Annotated in this window: 13 protein-coding genes; 12 read left to right on the forward strand and 1 reads right to left on the reverse strand. The window is 37.9% G+C overall.

Annotated elements, in window-relative coordinates; genetic code table 11:
* Nucleotides 1-75 precede the first annotated feature (75 nt).
* The 11 genes from NOS7107_RS21365 to NOS7107_RS21415 are packed head-to-tail and all read left to right on the forward strand — an operon-like array spanning nt 76 to nt 11,708.
* A complete protein-coding gene (locus NOS7107_RS21365; protein ID WP_015115030.1) occupies nt 76-381 on the forward strand; it encodes a CRISPR-associated protein Csx3 in 306 nt (101 codons plus the stop codon).
* Nucleotides 382-425: 44 nt separating this feature from the next.
* Entirely contained in the window at nt 426-1,355 is a 930-nt protein-coding gene (locus tag NOS7107_RS21370; protein ID WP_015115031.1) for a hypothetical protein, read from the forward strand.
* A 22-nt stretch (nt 1,356-1,377) separates the two neighbouring features.
* On the forward strand, nt 1,378-3,672 hold the full coding sequence (gene cas10, locus NOS7107_RS21375; RefSeq protein ID WP_015115032.1) for a type III-A CRISPR-associated protein Cas10/Csm1: 2,295 nt from the start codon (nt 1,378-1,380) through the stop codon (nt 3,670-3,672).
* A gap of 4 nt (nt 3,673-3,676) precedes the next feature.
* A complete protein-coding gene (csm2, locus tag NOS7107_RS21380) occupies nt 3,677-4,153 on the forward strand; it encodes a type III-A CRISPR-associated protein Csm2 (RefSeq protein WP_015115033.1) in 477 nt (158 codons plus the stop codon).
* A gap of 2 nt (nt 4,154-4,155) precedes the next feature.
* Nucleotides 4,156-5,136 (forward strand): type III-A CRISPR-associated RAMP protein Csm3, encoded by a 981-nt coding sequence (csm3, locus tag NOS7107_RS21385; protein ID WP_015115034.1) that lies wholly within the window; start codon nt 4,156-4,158, stop codon nt 5,134-5,136.
* Between the two features lie 2 nt (nt 5,137-5,138).
* Nucleotides 5,139-6,155: a type III-A CRISPR-associated RAMP protein Csm4 gene (csm4, locus tag NOS7107_RS21390; protein ID WP_015115035.1), complete on the forward strand. Its 1,017-nt coding sequence runs from the start codon at nt 5,139-5,141 to the stop codon at nt 6,153-6,155.
* A 4-nt stretch (nt 6,156-6,159) separates the two neighbouring features.
* Nucleotides 6,160-7,443 (forward strand): type III-A CRISPR-associated RAMP protein Csm5, encoded by a 1,284-nt coding sequence (gene csm5, locus NOS7107_RS21395; RefSeq protein ID WP_015115036.1) that lies wholly within the window; start codon nt 6,160-6,162, stop codon nt 7,441-7,443.
* A 57-nt stretch (nt 7,444-7,500) separates the two neighbouring features.
* Nucleotides 7,501-8,877 carry an AAA family ATPase gene (locus NOS7107_RS21400; RefSeq protein ID WP_015115037.1) on the forward strand — a complete coding sequence of 459 codons (1,377 nt, stop codon included), beginning with the start codon at nt 7,501-7,503 and terminating at the stop codon, nt 8,875-8,877.
* A complete protein-coding gene (locus NOS7107_RS21405; RefSeq protein WP_015115038.1) occupies nt 8,877-9,968 on the forward strand; it encodes a DUF4435 domain-containing protein in 1,092 nt (363 codons plus the stop codon). The genes NOS7107_RS21400 and NOS7107_RS21405 overlap by 1 nt, the downstream gene beginning before the upstream one ends.
* A gap of 44 nt (nt 9,969-10,012) precedes the next feature.
* Complete coding sequence (gene cas6 / locus NOS7107_RS21410) at nt 10,013-10,774, forward strand: CRISPR system precrRNA processing endoribonuclease RAMP protein Cas6 (RefSeq protein WP_015115039.1); 762 nt, start codon at nt 10,013-10,015, stop codon at nt 10,772-10,774.
* 22 nt (nt 10,775-10,796) lie between these two features.
* On the forward strand, nt 10,797-11,708 hold the full coding sequence (locus NOS7107_RS21415) for a putative CRISPR-associated protein (protein WP_015115040.1): 912 nt from the start codon (nt 10,797-10,799) through the stop codon (nt 11,706-11,708).
* A 355-nt stretch (nt 11,709-12,063) separates the two neighbouring features.
* Here the strand turns inward: NOS7107_RS21415 and NOS7107_RS21420 are convergent, their stop codons facing one another.
* Complete coding sequence (locus tag NOS7107_RS21420) at nt 12,064-14,283, reverse strand: alkaline phosphatase family protein (protein WP_015115041.1); 2,220 nt, start codon at nt 14,281-14,283, stop codon at nt 12,064-12,066.
* Between the two features lie 247 nt (nt 14,284-14,530).
* Between NOS7107_RS21420 and NOS7107_RS27425 the strand changes: the two genes are divergently transcribed.
* Nucleotides 14,531-16,936, forward strand: a complete 2,406-nt coding sequence (locus NOS7107_RS27425; protein WP_015115042.1) for a GAF domain-containing protein — start codon at nt 14,531-14,533, stop codon at nt 16,934-16,936.
* Nucleotides 16,937-16,939 lie beyond the last annotated feature (3 nt).

Genomic DNA, 16,939 nt, shown 5'->3' on the forward strand with positions numbered 1-16,939 from the left:
TTTAAGATACAGCCTTTTGGAAGATAACTTTTCCAACGGCGTGTATGATGTATCCAGCAAATCAAAGCAACGGCAATGTCTACCTATAAAATTGAAATTAAAGAAGATTTATTACGAGTTAGTTTTGGCGAACCCGCCCAAAATGATCAGATTGTACGTGATGCAGCCGCCAGATTAGAAGAGATGTCTGCATCAGGAGAATTAGCCGGAGGACAGCTACTCAAAATTAACGGGCCGATTTCTATTCCTGTAGCATTTGTTCTAGCACATAAACTCGCTCATATATATGGTGCTGTTGCTTTTTACGATCCGAAGTTAGGTAAATATGTCATTTGTATCACACACAATCCTTCGTATAAACTAGGAGACTTAATTGATTGATATTTGATTGATCAAGGAGATGAGTGTAGCTACTAAAAACTTATATGACAACCTATCACATTAATTTAGAAGGCGACGTTTTAAAAGTCAGATTTGGCAAACCCGGTAATGGCGATCAAGTAGTGCGGGATGCAGCAGTACGTTTAGATGAGATGGTGGTATCAGGTGAACTTTCTGGAGGCAAACTGCTAAAGATTGATGGACCTGCATCTGTAGCCGTGAGTTATTTGATAGCACATAAGATATCTCAACTGTATGGTGCGATCGCAATTTTCGACCCCAAAATTGGCAAACAAGGATATAAAACTTATATAGTTGCGGCTACCCATACACCTGCTTACAAATTGGGTGAACTTGTTGAAACAGATGAACCACAAAAGATTAAATCTGCTATCAAAGTTGTACTTTGTGGCCCTCCACAGTCAGGTAAATCATGTCTGCGTGAAGGTTTAAAGCAAGCAATCAGCAATATTAAAGGCGCACCTTATCCTTATGTAATTACCGCTTGTCCAGATGGTGAAGGTGCGTGGTTTTCTGATGCGGCGCGGCGCGATTTAGATTTAGCCAAACGATTGAAAGATGAGTATAAAGCCAAATTCACCCCAGAATTTGCACAAAAAGCGGCTGGGTGGGTAAGGAGTGCCAATACACCACTAAATATTATTGATGTGGGTGGACAAATTACTGAAGAAAATCGGCTGATTATGCGTGAAGCGACTCATGCGGTAATTTTAGCAGGCGATCGGGCTAAGGAAGAAGTTCCGCGATGGGAAGAGTTTTGTCGAGATTTGAATATACATATCATTGCTAATCTTGATAGTGATTTTTACGGTACAGAAGATCACATTGTTACGCGATCGCCTTTACTAACTGGCAGTGTTCATTCCCTCAAACGGGGAGAGGATGTTTCTAGCCGTCCGATGGTGCAGGCTTTGGCGCGGGTTTTGGCGGGGTTGTGTGGTAGTTCGCTTTAAAGTTGTAGTGAGAAAAGTTTTTATGGTGACAAGTTCTCAAGTTGCATTACAGGTTATTCAACAGGCGATCGCAGCCTTAGCTAAATGGGCAGATTTAGCTCATCCTTCTCTAGATCATGAATATAAAGAAGTTACTAGAGCTAAGACAATATTAGGTTGGAAAGAAGACACAAAAGTTGAAATATTACGCCTGTTATTTGACAGCATTAAGTTACCTGATGGACAAGGACAAGAGCCCGGAAAACAACATTATCATCAATTAGTAGCAATTGAAAAGGGAAATCAAGGATATCCTAAAATTCCTTATCCATTGCCTTATAAACCTAACGAAGAACAGCAGAAAATTTTCAAACAACAAATCCACAATGAAATATTAAATGCGCTCCCAAATAACTGGGAAAATCTATCCTATTTACTGGCGATTTTAGAAAGATTTGGCTCATGTCTAAGTTTTAGTGCATTCGATGTTTGTTTAGTAGACATGGCAAGGTCTACAGCAGCAGTGGCAGCCGCTTTAGTTAGTCATGAAAATGTTGATAATATTAGCTTAATTGCTGGTGATATTTCCGGGATTCAAAAGTTTATTTACACTATTTCTTCTGATGGCGCACTTAAATCATTAAGGGCAAGAAGTTTTTATTTAGAGTTAGTCATACAAGAAGTAGTACAGCAATTGCTTGAAGACTTAAAACTGCCAAAGACTAACATAATTTACGCTAGCGGTGGTAATTTTTACTTAATTGCATCTAGTAATTTACAAGATGTAAAAGAATCTATTAACAAAGTGAGTCAAAAATTTAATAGATGGTTACTAAATACATTTAAAGGCAAGCTCTTTTTAGCCATTGATTGTATATCGATACCAACTAAAGATTTAGAAGATAACCATTTTGCACATTATTGGACTAAACTCACTAAAGATTTGGCTAATCAAAAAGCTCGTAAATTCAATAAAGAAATTAATTTCTTTATTCAAGAAACTAGAAGTCATGAACCTTGCCGAGTTTGTCATCGAGATGATCTACCTAGTTTACAACCATTAATTCACCTAAATCCAGATTCTTCTCCGGCCTGCTGGGTGTGTCGTACTATGTTTGAGTTAGGTAATAATTTATTTGATGTTAATATTTTATTACGTTCTAAGAGAGCAAATATTAAAGAACATGTAGGTAGAGTTTATATTCCTGGTTATTACTACTACTTTTTCACAAACTGGGAACAAGCAGTAAAATTAGCTCGAAATAATGAAACAGTTTTTCTTGTTAACGATTGGGATTTAAATCACTATAAACAAGACAAGACATTACTTTTATCATTAGGAAATTATGCTAAAGAAAGCGAAGTAGAGGTAGGAAGATTTATTCGTGCTGAAGAAATGGCAAAAGTTGCAGAAAAATCAGGTGCAATTCCTAGAGTTGGCTATCTGCGTATGGATGTAGATCGACTAGGAAGACTTTTTGCAGAGGGTTTCGATGAAAAGAATCGGACATTACCAAGAATTGCCGGACTGTCTCGCCAAATGAGCTATTTCTTTAAAGTTTATCTCAACAGCTTGGCAGACAATCGTGATGATAATTTTATCAAGCATTGCCAAAGTAAAAATACTGAGGTTTTAAATAATGCTAAATATCTGACAGATAGGACTCGAAAAAATTTACTATTTATTTATGCCGCAGGTGATGATTTATTTATTAGCGGCGCTTGGAATGAACTTGTAGAATTTACCTTTGATATTTACCAGTGTTTCCGCGCTTATACAGGTAACAATCCAGATATTACAATATCAGGAGGTATCAGTATTAATGATATAAAATATCCTCTTTATCAAGCTGCTGCTGATTCAGAAAAATCTGAAAAAGGTGCTAAAGAAAATGGTAAAGATAGTTTTGGATTATTTAATCAAATTTTTAAATGGGATGAATGGCTGGGAACTGCAAAAATTACCAGTTTTGATCAAGAAAACCAAAAATACATAAATCCAGAAACTAAGCCAGATATGTTGGGTATCTTACCATTTGTAGAGAGATTAGAACAGCAAAATATTGGTGTTAATCATTCCCGGAATTTTGTACGTAACCTGCTCATAACTGCACAAATACAAGAACGGGCATTGGAGAAATTTCAAGATGATCAAAAATCACAGGAGGCTTTAGATACTCGCTATTATTTACATCTCCCAAAAATTGCTTATACTTTAGCAAGATTACCCAAAGAAGTATTAAAAGATGATGCGTTTCGGAAGTCACTAAAAAATCCGTATAATGCACCATACTTTCGGGCGATCGCAACTTGGATTGAATTCTTAAATCGCTCATAACTATATGACAGAACCAATTAAACCAAAAATATCTTCTCCAACGGTAAACCCCAGACAATCAACTCCTCAAGGCAATATCAATAAAACACAGAATATTGTCGAAGAAATTGTTAACACTATCAATGATTTGAAGGGTTTACAAGCATACGAAATCCGAAAATTAGTTAAACACGCTGAGGAGTTTGGGCCTTATCTCAAACAACAACGATTAGAAACGAACCAAATCCGCAAATTTTTAGATGCTGTAACTCGCCTAAAAGCTGACTTATCTGAAACAGGCGAATTTGCCAAAATTGAAACTGAAATAGTTCTGCTAAAACCCAAATTGGCATACGCCGCAGCTAGACAAAGAGCAGCAAAACCATTAGGTGAGGTCATGTCAGCCGCTATTGATAAAGTTAATAGCAAGGAAGATTTTGAACGGTTAGTTCAATTAATTGAATCAATTATCGCTTATCACAAAGCTGAAGGTGGAAAATAATTATGCCCATATCATACGAGCAAAAACCCCTACTTGGTAAATTAACCCTCACCAGTCAACTATCTGCTGAAACCGGATTGCATATTGGTGGTGGTGGCGAAAATTTAGATATCGGTGGACTGGATAAACCTGTAATTCGTGACCCTTTAACAAAGTATCCTTACTTACCTGGTTCATCTATTAAAGGCAAACTACGTTCCACTTTAGAAAGGTTATTAAATAAACCTCTAAATCGCACAGGAGGAAGCGGTACTTGGCGCTATGAAAGTGATGATTTAGCGAATGGATTTACTGAAGTTGAAGCAGGAAGATTTATTGCCTATGAAGGCGCTAATACCTGTCAAATTAGCCGCGTGTTTGGTTCTACTGGCGGATCAAAATTTTGGATGCCAATTGTAACTGCTAGAACAGAAGGATTATATGAAGAAAATAAAAATAATCCTACTTCTACAATACAAAATCAACATTGTATTAGAATTAATCGCGGACGTAATGCACCGGCTCGCTTAATTATTCGAGACAGTCATTTAGTACCAGAATCAGCAGAAAAGCTAAAGCAAGTTGACACTGGTTTATATATGACTGAGTGGAAATTTGAAAACGGTATTGACCGAGTAACAGCAGCAGCAAATCCCAGACAGTTAGAACGTGTACCTGCTGGGTCAAAATTCCAGTTTGAATTAGTTTATACAGTAGAAAATGCCGAGCAAGCTATTGAAGACTTACAAAATATAGCGATCGCTCTCGCTATTCTAGAAGATGATGCACTTGGCGGACATGGTTCTAGAGGTTACGGCAAAGTCAGATTTCAGCACTTCAATTTTTCCTATCGTAGCTTGGCGCAATACCGTCAAATTACCAACACTCCTGGCGGCTCATCAGGTTTACAAACATTAGAAACCATCGCCAACACACAAGCACTTTTAGATAACTTCGGAAGGTTACGCGAGTATATCGAACAACGGTTATTGCCAGGAAATTGATCATGAGTGTCTGGAAATTAGTTAAACTCAACTTTGGGCGTAGTCCCGCGCACTTTGGGGAAGTGGGAATTGGCATGGAAGAAACAAGCGATCGCGTCCGTTCCGATGCTTTGTTTAGCGCCTGGGTAAGCGTCTATGCACGACTGTTTGGTAAAAAAACAATTGAAGAATTATTACGCCAATTTCCTCATAAAGACCAACCCCAACTAATACCTCCTTTCCGCATCAGTTCAACATTTATTTACCGAGAAATTGGGAAAGATATAATTTATTATCTTCCCCGTCCTTTGAAATTCCCTAACAAATATCCTCAGAATGATCTGGCTTTTTTCAAAGATTACAAAAAACTTAACTACTTGCCTTTACAGGTATGGCAAAGATGGTATCAGGGAACAGGATTTAATGAAAATGCTGATGTTGACAAATTAATTACTCATAACAATGAGTACAACAAAGCCTTTAAAAAAGATAAAGTTCCAAAAATTGCAGTAGATAGAGTCACTAGAGCCACCAATCTTTACCATACTGGTTTTGTTCAATTTGAGTGGGAGAAAAATCCAGCAGGTTTATACTTTTTGTTGCACTTATCTCCAGAAGGCGAGAAATTAGCAGATAAGCTACAAGCCGCTTTGCACTTTTTAGGAGAAGAAGGACTTGGGGGAGAACGTTCTAGTGGTGCGGGAAGATTTCAAGCAGAGTGGTTAGAATTACCAAAAGATTGGCAAGATGTAGTGAATTTCTCAGAGGGAAACCATCACACCATTATGAGTCTATTTTGGGATTCACCCATAACAACTGACTTTTTAGATAACGCCAGCTATGACATTCAAGAACGAGGTGGTTGGATTGCCGAAAGTCAACTCCGGCGTAAAATGGTGAGAATGTTTAGCGAAGGTTCTGTATTTTTAGCGCCACCACAAGGAAAGCTGGTAGATGTTACACCCAAAGGTTTCAATAAACATCGTATTTACCGTAGTGGTATTAGCTTAAGTCTGCCCATCAAAGCACAGGATAAATAATATTATGGTGGTTTCTCCCGAATTTGCTCTCAAGAAACCTGATTTTTATCAATCAAAAAAGATACAGTTGACCAGTCCAATTTTACATATAGGCTCATCGGTATCTAGATTGAATCCATTTGAATATGTGCAGACAGATAGAAAAGTCTATCTACCCAATCAAGAAGCATTAGCAAAGGGTTTATTAGCGCGAGGTGGACGATTTTTAAATGATTACATTCAAGCAATTGAAGAACGTCAAGATATCACCCAACTATTAAAACAAGCTTTTGGTTCCGAGTGGTGGAAAGCTACAGACACAAATGAGTGTCCAATTTTTCCTAAAGAATCTATCAGTCAAAAGTTGACATCAGAGAAAATTACAGATTTACGTCCCATGATTCGCAATGGTATGGGGCAATTATTTATCCCTGGTTCTTCAATTAAAGGAGCAATTAGAACTGCGATCGCATATCATTTATTGAAATACTCAGACCGCTATCAAGTACCTTCCGCAAAGCGAGTAAGCGAAATTGAGAAAAACTTGAGAGAAAAATTAGGGCAACTTAACCAATATCAGCATAAATTTCTTGATGATGACCTATTTATGAATAGTTTATTTTCAGAATTTAGTCTTACATATCAAGAGAGAAACTTTCCAGGTAAAGGACCAAATACAGATTTTTTAAGAGCGCTCAAAGTGACAGATTCAGAACCATTCTTAGAAGGAAAAATTACAACTAAGAAAGGTCAAGAAATTCCTGTTAATATACCTGTGGTAGCTGAGGTAATTGTTTCTAGCAGATTTCCCGATTACTTAGCTAAATATAAAGCCTCTATCTATGCTGAAATGGTGCGAAATGTTCAGACTGAATTCACCGTGACATTAGATACAGAAATGGTTTCATGGTTTCAACATAAACAAGGAATGAAGTTACCCTTTAGTAACTTGGATGAACTCTTGCAAATATGCCAGGAATTTACCCAAGAACAATGGGATTATGAACATGATTACTGGCAAGAACTTAAAAACAATCCTAGAGCATCAGGTAAAAATTTAGATTTCAATTACATCCGTGAATTTTATGAGCCAGAAAAATCTCCCTATAGTTTGAGATTGGGGTGGGGTAGTGGAATGAATGGAACTACTGTTGGTTTGTGTCTTGATGATGAATTACGAGAAGACATCCGCGATACCTGTGGTTTAAAAGCGCCTGGTTTTGAAGCACCAAAATCTAGGCGAACTGTAATGAGTTCTAATGGTGAGATCAAATTTGTACCAGGATGGGTTAAATGCAGAGTACTATAGCTGTATAAAAATATTAAATTACACTATCAACATAAATACTAGTTTAGGATATCTTAAATGCCAAATTACTTAAAAAGAATCGAAGCTATTGGTATTCACAAGCGTTTTGATATTACTCACGATTTTTCACCAGGAGTGAATATCCTACATGGTGTAAATGGTTCTGGAAAAACCACGTTAATTCACATTATCACCAATATTTTAAATGGAGATTATGAACGTTTCTTATATATCGATTTTTTTCGTATCAGAATTTGGTACGACGATGATAATTTTATAACTCTTTTAAAAGAGAATAGTAATGATGGAGAAACACAAGCTATCAATGTATTTGTTAATCAAGATCGACGAGGCATTAAGATTAATAAACAAATTAATGAATTTGTCGAGGAATCAAAACTTGAATTAACAAAAAGGTATGCTCAACAAAAAGTCATATTAGGAGTTGCTTATTTCCCAGCTTTTAGAATGATGATAGAAGCTTGGCAATCCTCAGAAGAAAATATTAGCATAGATCAAGATAAAACTACTAAGTTTGCTAGGAAAATATTTGGAGAATTTACACCAAAAATAAATTATCCATCTCCCAAAGATATTGAGCAAAGTTTAATATATGAGATTCAAGAAATTAAAAATAAACTATCAGTACTTGATCGACAAGTAATGGCACAAGTATCTATAGAGTTTATTTCTGATTCAATCAAAAATAATTTCCAGCATAACTTAGAAAAACCTGAGATAATATTTTCTAAAATTAAATCTTTATTTCAGAAAATTCAAAGCTATCCAATCTCCGAAGAATCTTATATGTCTTCAAATGAAATTTATATAAATATTAGAAATCTTTTAGATTTACATAGAGAAAACGAAGATAGACAACTCACATTATTTTTAAGCATTTATTATGATTCTCTTGAGAAAATAGCTACTAAATTAAAAGAAGAGTATTTTAATATTGACAAGTTTTTATCGGCAGTTAATAGTTTCTTAGAAAGTAAAAAACTAACAATATTTAGAGGCATACAAAAAGAAGATAATACATTAATCAAAATCATATTTGATGATGGTTCTATATTGAATGGTCTGGGTCTGGATACTTTATCGTCAGGTGAACGTCAAATAGTGACGATTCTGTATGCAGCTACATATATGAGTGACGAAAAATTAATCATGATTGATGAGCCAGAAATCTCACTGCATATTGACTGGCAAAGAAATTTACTTAAAAAAATGTCTGAGCAATTACATGAAAGACAAGTTATTGCCTGTACTCATTCACCAATGATTCCTACAGACTATGATGATTATTTAAGAGAAATAGGAATAACAACAACTGATCAGAATTTATGGGGATTAGATGAAGAAGATGATGATAATGATAACAATGACTTTGATGAATATGATTTTATAGTTGATGATCAGGAGATATCATAATGAATGAGTGGGGTTTTAAGATTGATGAATATCAACGTGCAATTGGAACATTCAGTAACAGAAAACGTTTAATAGTTGAAGGCAAATCAGATAAATATTTATTTAAAATATTGTTGGACGAATTTTCTCTGGCAACACATCAATTCCAGAAAGAAAGAAAAAACAGTATTGACAAAGTTGATATTGATGACGTTGAGACACTGATTAAAAGTGATGATTCACTCAAATTATTTATTGTTGATGCTGCTGGTAATCGTCAAAAAATTGAACGCATTCATAAAAATGTTAAAAATCTACCGAAATACACTAATTTAGTATTTTTCGTTGATCGGGAGTTTGACAATTTTACTATTTCTTTTGAAGAAGAGATTAAAGATGAAATGAGTAGTCATAAAGTTGATGGCGCACTTATTTGGTCTAGAGGTCATTCAATTGAAAACTATTTATTTGACTCCACTATTCTTCATCAGCCTTTAAGAATATTATCTGATGGAAAGTTATTCGATGATGCTATTAAAATATTTGAAGATAATTTTTATTTAACGATTCGTCTCGCTAGTGCCGTTAGTATAGCATTTAAAGAATGTGAAAAAATACAAGCTTTGGAAAAAATAATTGACTGGGAATTAATTGATATTGACACTTCAAATGTTAATTTACGAATTGTTGATTGGAGAGAAAAAATGTATAAAAGAGGTGAGCAAGATCAGAGAGGAAGAACAATTAGAAAATTCTCTAATGAAGAAATTGAACAAATAATAAATAGTTACCAAATGTGGTATCAAAAAATTGAAAATGATAATGTAGATGAAAGTATCCTTCGATGGATATGTCACGGTCATATTGGATTTCAAGTAATTTTGGAAGTATATTGTAGCTGCGTTCACTATTGCGTTCTAAATAGAGAAATAAACAACGAATTAAATAAAACAAAAGATATAAATAAAGTTTATAGAGAAGCAAATCACAAAATTCACAAAAGTGGAAAAGATGATATATGGGAGCAATTTGCTAATTGGTGGGCGCATAAAGCCGTGAGAAATGAGTGTCTTTATCCATTAGAAGTTTTAGAAAAGTTAGGGATAATCTAAAGATTAATAACTTAGAAGTGTTGATAAAACTTTAACTAAAATAAATGCTAATTCATTCAACTTGGACATTAAGCGTATCCGATCTGACAGTTTTACCTCGTTCCTATAGCTTAGAACTGGTTAAACAACTACATAAACAACTAGGTTTAGAAATAGGAGTTGAGACAATTGCCTCTACTTCTTACTCAGGAATAATCGGTTTTTATTCCACATCCAAAGATTTTTTGACGTTCCATCCAGAGGAATTTTATAAGTTATCACTGTCTGGACTACAGGAAGTTACAGCCAAAGCAATTTCTCATCTCAATCTCTCAGAATATTTAGAATTTCTCGGAGCAAAATTTAAGATCATCAACCGTGAAGATGAAATCACCAGTTATGAAGAACTGTACACAAATTTAGTAGCAAATGAACCAGAACACATTAGACGGTTTGACTTGCAGTTTATCACTCCTACTGCTTTTGCTCAAGGTGGAGCAAACCTACCTTTACCTTTACCTACACTCATGTTTCGCAGTTGGTTAGAACGCTGGAATAATTTTGCACCTGTATATTTAGGAGGTGATGAATTAATTGCTTATCTTAATAACGCTGTTGTACTTAAAAGTCACAAGATTCACACTCGAACGTACCAATTACATAAAGGGTTTGTGAATGGATTTGTTGGTGATGTAACTTTACAAATTTTTAACCGTGCTGATCCATTACTGGCGAATGTGGCTAACTTATTAGTGCAATATTCGCGTTTTGCAGGTACGGGTATGAAGACACGCTTGGGTATGGGACAGACAATTCTAAATGACTAACAATTTAGGAAATTAAAATATCATGGAAACAATGATAATGACTGTAGGGACTTCACTTCTTACTAATCGTGATGAAAATTTAGATAATAAACGTCCTTGGGTTGGACATCAAATAATAGGTGATCGTCAAATAGCTCTTCAGTGGATGACTGAAATAGAACCAGAATTTATTAGTGCTGAAACTAATACAATATGGCGACTTAATCCTGGCTTTAATGATGAAATTTTATTGTTGCATTCAGATACTCCATCTGGCTTAGAATGTGCTGAAGTTGTTCAGGAATATCTACAAACTGTTTTGGGTCAAAAAAATGTATGTCTATATTCAATTCCAGGAATTAATTATGATTTAGATGAATCAGGATCAGCATTAGAACAGATGGCGATATTTCTCAGAAAATTGATTTCAGAAGCAAAGGGAAATGTCACTTTAGCAGCAACCGGTGGTTTTAAAGCCCAAACAATGATTATGGCACTGGTAGGTAATGCTTTTAAAGTTCCTGTATGCTATGTTCATGAACAGTATAAAGCACTTATTTACTTACCGTATTTATCTGATACTGCCGAACCTCAAGTATTAGTAAAACGTGCCAACCTACCTGAATCTGGCCTAGATAGATCAAAAATTATCAAAGTTCAAGACGAATCATACGGGCATCATAGACCAAAGGTATGGAAAAAAGTAGAAAAAATGCTGCAAAATATTATTTGGGTTGAGTATGTAAGATTTGACCAGAATGCTTTTTCTGCTCCTAAAAATGGAGTAAAAGCAGCTACACGAAAAACCCCTGATGGTCGTCATATATTTTGGATTCACTTACATGAAAGTGAACAAAAACATATTGCTGTTTCTGTGGAGACTACAGGTTATACGCCAGAACACTTGGAGCAAGCAACAAAGGAACTACGCGAACGCTTAGGTAGTTTAGTTTAACAACTACATTTCGATCGCACTTCTAATTCCCATCAAAACCCAACAGCGATCGCACCTCTCAATTTCCCCTCAAACCCAAACAATGAGTATCTTACAGCGATGCCACGAGCAGCTACAACTACGAAGCGTCAGCCGAAAGCCAAGTCTGCGTCTACTTCTTCAGTTCCTACGTTGTTCATGTGTCGCCACACATTGTGAATGTGTGGCCTTGCATTGTGAATGTATTAAGTCACATTGTTAATGCGTGGCCTTGCATTGTAAATGTATTAAGTTAAATTTTTGATGTGTTGTCTTACATTAGTTTTGTTTGTTGGGTTTCGCTATTGCTCCACCCAACTTACTTGACTTTAACCTATCACCTATCACCTCTTCCCTTGATATTCAAAGCTCGTCCCTGAACTGTAGGTGCAGAGGGAACATTTAGTAAACTGTTGATAGTTGGAGCAATATCGATATTGCGAATTCTGCCGATATTACCACGACGCTGAATGTCAGGGCCAGCAGCATAAAAAATGGCACTGAGACTTGGTATTGTGGGATCATAACCATGCGCCCCATAGAAATTTGGTACAGAAAATACAGCGTTATCGGTGTCTCCCAAACGAGTGATAATGGGGCTTTGTACACCGTCAAAGTTGTATCCCTCGCGCATAATTGCAAACACATCACCAGTATCTTGACCTACAAATTCGCTTGTACCCAAACCAAATTTTGGATCATTGACATTGCTGGGTAATGGGCGGGGGTAGATTAAGTCAAAAACTGCTTGTTGTCTTCCACGCAAGTAATTAGGATTGTTATCGACTAATTCTCGTAACGCTGTGATTATTTGCTGTTGCAAGGTAATATATTCAGCGCGACTAACAACACCGTTGGGTTCACGTCCTTGCAGATTAATATAAATGTTGGCGGCTGGCCCTGATGTAATGGCACGGACTTTAGTTAAGTCAAAGCCGCGATTTCTGAGGTAGTTATTTAAGTTAACTGCTGTGTGGAAGGGGGCAAAGCCGTGATCGGAAACAACTAAAATATTACTGTTGGGTGTACCTTGGCGATTTGTCCCCACTGCGTTGATGATGCGCTGAACGGCATTATTAGCGGCTTGATAACCAGCTTGTACGTAAGTTTTATATCGCGCTACTTTGGTTTTATCTTGTCTAGCGCCAATAGATAATGGATTTGTTGGATCACTAGGCTGACGGGAATCAGTTAATAAAAACTGGTGTTCTGAGCCATCTGGTTGTTCAATATAAACCATGACTAAATCTGCATTAGGATTTTGGTTAATGGCTCTCAATGCCAGTCTAGTTTGATAATCAACAAACAGTTGCACTTGGTCTTCATAAATTGCTTCTAGTTCGCTGTCGGGGAAAGTGGTAAATCCTGGGCTGAGGCGTTCTGGAATGCGGAAATCGGCTTGGGGAGACCAAAAGCCAACGTTACTAAGGACATCATCGACAGTAGTTTGCACGGCGGGATTGCGGGGGATGGCATTGGCAGAATAACGTGCAATGCGAACGTTACTTAAGTCTGGGGCGAGATTGCTGACGTAAAACGCCGTACCTGCTTGATTAGAACTGCCTTCGAGATAAAATAAACTAGATTTGCGATCGCTCGCTTTCACATAAGCCGGGCCAGTTGCAGGTAAACTAAAAGTACCTGTGGGAATGCCGATTTGAGCATCAAAAAATACTAATGTGTCATAATTGGTGCGGCGATCGCTAGTTGTATCTAGTGCGGCAACTTGAATATCATAATTGACACCACCAACAGTAAACTGATCATTTAAACTTGCTTGCAAAATGGGGCTGTAAGAAATTCTGCCTGCGTTATTCAGTTGCGTTACTATCGGACTAGCCGCAGAACTAAAATTAGCAGCAGTTAAACTAAAACCTCTCGCACCTACCCCCGCAAACGCCCCAAAGGGAACGGTGTAAGATACAGTTCTTGTGCTGGCTGGTTGAATAATTGGGCTATTAGTCAAACCTGGGACGCGGACATCAACTCCATCTGCACCGGGAAAGGTAGCCGCTACTACTTGCTTACCATTGCGCTGAAGCCCAACCCAAATAGGTTCAGATGTTGGTTGTACACTGGCGCTAGGGCCGATTGTCGAATAACCGCCAATGGGTGCGCCAAAACCACTAATGTTAGAGTTAAAAGGACTGGCAACCAAATGAAATGTATTAGTGTTAATATCATTGCGAGCCGCCGTCGAACCTGTACCAATGGCTACGTGACAAGCCGCAGTTAAAGATGCACTGCAAGTAATATTTCTTTCAGCATAAACACCTTGTCTTTTGAGTAATCCCAATCCTTGGCGGCGATTTAATACACCATCTTTGAGATACTGCTCAACAAAATCTGGTGTGGCACCATCGAGAGAAATTAAAATTACTTTGGGGCTGGGTGTATTGGCTACTGGTTGAGCCGCGATAGAATAATGCACAGTTAAGCTAACGAAAAAAGTCACCAGCACCACAGCAGATAAGCGCAAAAATAATTTATGTCTGAAAGTTTGCTGTAGCCACTGCCATGTTTGATTTATGCCATAAAATTTTAAATACTTGCTCACTTGTCCTCCGTTAGTCTACGACCGTCACTTGTATGGGATGATTGCAGATCAAATTTATTGACAGTAAGTTAACGGAAGAATATGAAAATCTTAAGCCGAGAATTCTAGAGGAATCTGGTTTGATTTCCGAGTTTACTGGTGTAGTTAGAGAATGTAACAATTTTAATTTGCATGATGGGGATTTTCCTGTCTCTTTTAATTCTGAATTCTTCTTTATTTCTTGGTGTTGTCAGCAGTGATGTGAGCAATGTTCAAAGACAATAGTCAGCAAATCTTAACCGATAATGCACAGACAACGATCGCACAATTGCCAGCGCCGAACCATTGGGGAGAAAATAGCAATGGAATGCGCTCTAACTTGGGCGATCGCATTTTAGAAGCCACAGCTACAGCGGTAAATGCTTTACTCACCATTGATAACTTTGATGAAGCGGTAAAGACGGCTTTGCAAGTGATGGGAGAAAGTTTAGATTGCGATCGCTTGAGTGTGATTGAACATTTTCACATACCATCGTCTACTCTACCAGGTTGGCGATCACTGTATGAGTGGAATGCAACGAATATAATTGCTCAAATCTCCCATCCCACCACAGCCCAAGGAACCTACGCTGGAATTGAAGAATGGTATCAACGGCTGTACCAAGGTGAAAGTATTAGCTGTTTGCTCGCAGAAATGCCAGAACCGTTTCGCAGTGGACAAGCCGCAATCGGTGTAAAAGCACTGTTCGCTGTGCCGATTTTTGTCGAAGAACTATTTTGGGGAGTTTTGAGTTTTGATCACTGTCGTCAAGCCAAACACCCCAGCACCGCCGAATTAACATTGTTGAAAACCGCCGCCGCTTGTATTGGTAGTGCAATTCAGCGTCAACGCATCCGCCAAACCGAACAAAAACGGACGGAAGAATTAGCAAGAGTTAACCAAGAGTTACAACAACGAGATCGCCTCTTGTCTGTAGTTGCTCAAGTTACCAAAAATCTCCTAGACACGGAAGATATTGATTTAGCAATTCCTCAAGCTTTACAAGCGATCGGCACAGTCGCTAACATTAGTCGAGTGCAAGTTATCCTCGAACGCCAAAACCCAACCACCCAAACATTACAACACTGCATCACCTACGAATGGGTAGCGGAAGGTATCTCTGCCCAAATTGATCATCCGACAATGGCAGTCATTGAGAATGATGATGCCGAATTTTTGCTGAGAGAACTATATGTAGGTCGTTCTATGTGGTATATAGTTGATAAATTGCCCCATCCCATCAAAGAGCAATTTCAATCACTGAACATCAAATCATCTGGCGGCGTACCCTTATTCATCGAAGGACGCTACATCGGTTGTGTGGCTTTTGATGATTGTGTCACGCCGCGCCATTGGAGTCAGCAAGAAATGGATGTCCTCACTACTGCGGCTGAGGGAATTGGAGCCGCACTGCATCGCAAACAATTAGTTGCACATCTCATTCAAGAACGCGCCAGTACTGTAGAAAAACGAGTCACAGAATTAGTCAGAGCCAATGAATCACTGCGTGGCTGTGTAAATCGCCTGGCAGATGAACCAGATTTAGAAACCTTCTGGGAACATATTTTACTAGAAGCCTCCGCCCAAGCTCAATCTTATGCCGCCGCTTTGTTTTTGTATGACGCATCAACCAACACTAGTTTGATGAAACGCTATGTTAGGGAAGGTAAGGTGATTCCTATCCACACAGATCCCGAATTTGCTCAATTTCGCCTGCCAATTTCGGCAAATATTTTTTCTTATTGGCAAGAGGCGCTATTTAAAGGCGAGGTAATTTTTTTTAATATTGAGGATAACAAGAAACTGCTCGGCGCAAGAATTAAATGGCATCGCGCTCAAGGACATCGTGCTATTGTACGTGTACCTTTAATTTTAGGCGATCGCCCTTTGGGATTCATTGGTTTGTGTTTTCGAGAACCCAAGACTAGCTTACCGCCAAATATTGAATTGATTATCGCCCTAGCACAGCAAGCCACCTTAGCCATCCATTTAACTCATCTTGCTGAACAAAGTCGTCAAGCCGCAATTTTAGAAGAACGCAACCGGATGGCACGAGAAATTCATGATACCTTAGCGCAAGCCTTCACTGGTGTTATCGTCCAATTGGGTGCAGCCTCCCGCATCATTCCCCAAGATTTACCAGAAGTGCAAGAACACATCACCCAAGCCAGAGAATTAGCGCGAGAAGGTTTAGCCGAAGCGAGGCGTTCGGTAAATGCCCTACGTCCCCAAATTTTAGAAACGCAGAATTTACCCACAGCCTTTCATCACCTTGTAACGCAGATGTCTGCGGTGATTCATACTCAGATTATCTGCAAAGTGATTGGGGAAATTTATCCCTTGACAGTCGATATCGAAAACAACTTGTTACGCATTGGCCAAGAAGCATTGACAAACGCCATTAAACACGCTTCTGCCAGTGAGATTGTGATTGAATTGGTGTATGAACCGACGCAATTTATCTTACGGGTGAAAGACAATGGCCAGGGATTTGCACCAGAGAGTTTAGCTGTTGTCAAAGGTTTTGGCTTGATGGGAATCAAAGAAAGAAGCGATCGCATCAAAGCCCAATTAACCATTAAAAGTTTGCCACAACCAGGCACAGAAATTACCATCCTGATTCATCGAGACTAAATC

This window comes from Nostoc sp. PCC 7107 (assembly GCF_000316625.1).
In the GTDB taxonomy this organism is placed as follows: Bacteria; Cyanobacteriota; Cyanobacteriia; order Cyanobacteriales; family Nostocaceae; genus Nostoc_B.

Excerpts from the sequence above, each read along its gene's own strand:
- csm3 (WP_015115034.1), top strand. The coding sequence starts at position 4,156 with ATGCCCATATCATACGAGCAAAAACCCCTACTTGGTAAATTAACCCTC.
- NOS7107_RS21415 (WP_015115040.1), top strand. The coding sequence starts at position 10,797 with ATGGAAACAATGATAATGACTGTAGGGACTTCACTTCTTACTAATCGT.
- NOS7107_RS21405 (WP_015115038.1), top strand. The coding sequence starts at position 8,877 with ATGAATGAGTGGGGTTTTAAGATTGATGAATATCAACGTGCAATTGGA.
- csm4 (WP_015115035.1), top strand. The coding sequence starts at position 5,139 with ATGAGTGTCTGGAAATTAGTTAAACTCAACTTTGGGCGTAGTCCCGCG.
- csm2 (WP_015115033.1), top strand. The coding sequence starts at position 3,677 with ATGACAGAACCAATTAAACCAAAAATATCTTCTCCAACGGTAAACCCC.
- NOS7107_RS21370 (WP_015115031.1), top strand. The coding sequence starts at position 426 with ATGACAACCTATCACATTAATTTAGAAGGCGACGTTTTAAAAGTCAGA.
- csm5 (WP_015115036.1), top strand. The coding sequence starts at position 6,160 with ATGGTGGTTTCTCCCGAATTTGCTCTCAAGAAACCTGATTTTTATCAA.
- NOS7107_RS27425 (WP_015115042.1), top strand. The coding sequence starts at position 14,531 with ATGTTCAAAGACAATAGTCAGCAAATCTTAACCGATAATGCACAGACA.
- NOS7107_RS21400 (WP_015115037.1), top strand. The coding sequence starts at position 7,501 with ATGCCAAATTACTTAAAAAGAATCGAAGCTATTGGTATTCACAAGCGT.
- cas10 (WP_015115032.1), top strand. The coding sequence starts at position 1,378 with ATGGTGACAAGTTCTCAAGTTGCATTACAGGTTATTCAACAGGCGATC.
- NOS7107_RS21365 (WP_015115030.1), top strand. The coding sequence starts at position 76 with ATGTCTACCTATAAAATTGAAATTAAAGAAGATTTATTACGAGTTAGT.
- cas6 (WP_015115039.1), top strand. The coding sequence starts at position 10,013 with ATGCTAATTCATTCAACTTGGACATTAAGCGTATCCGATCTGACAGTT.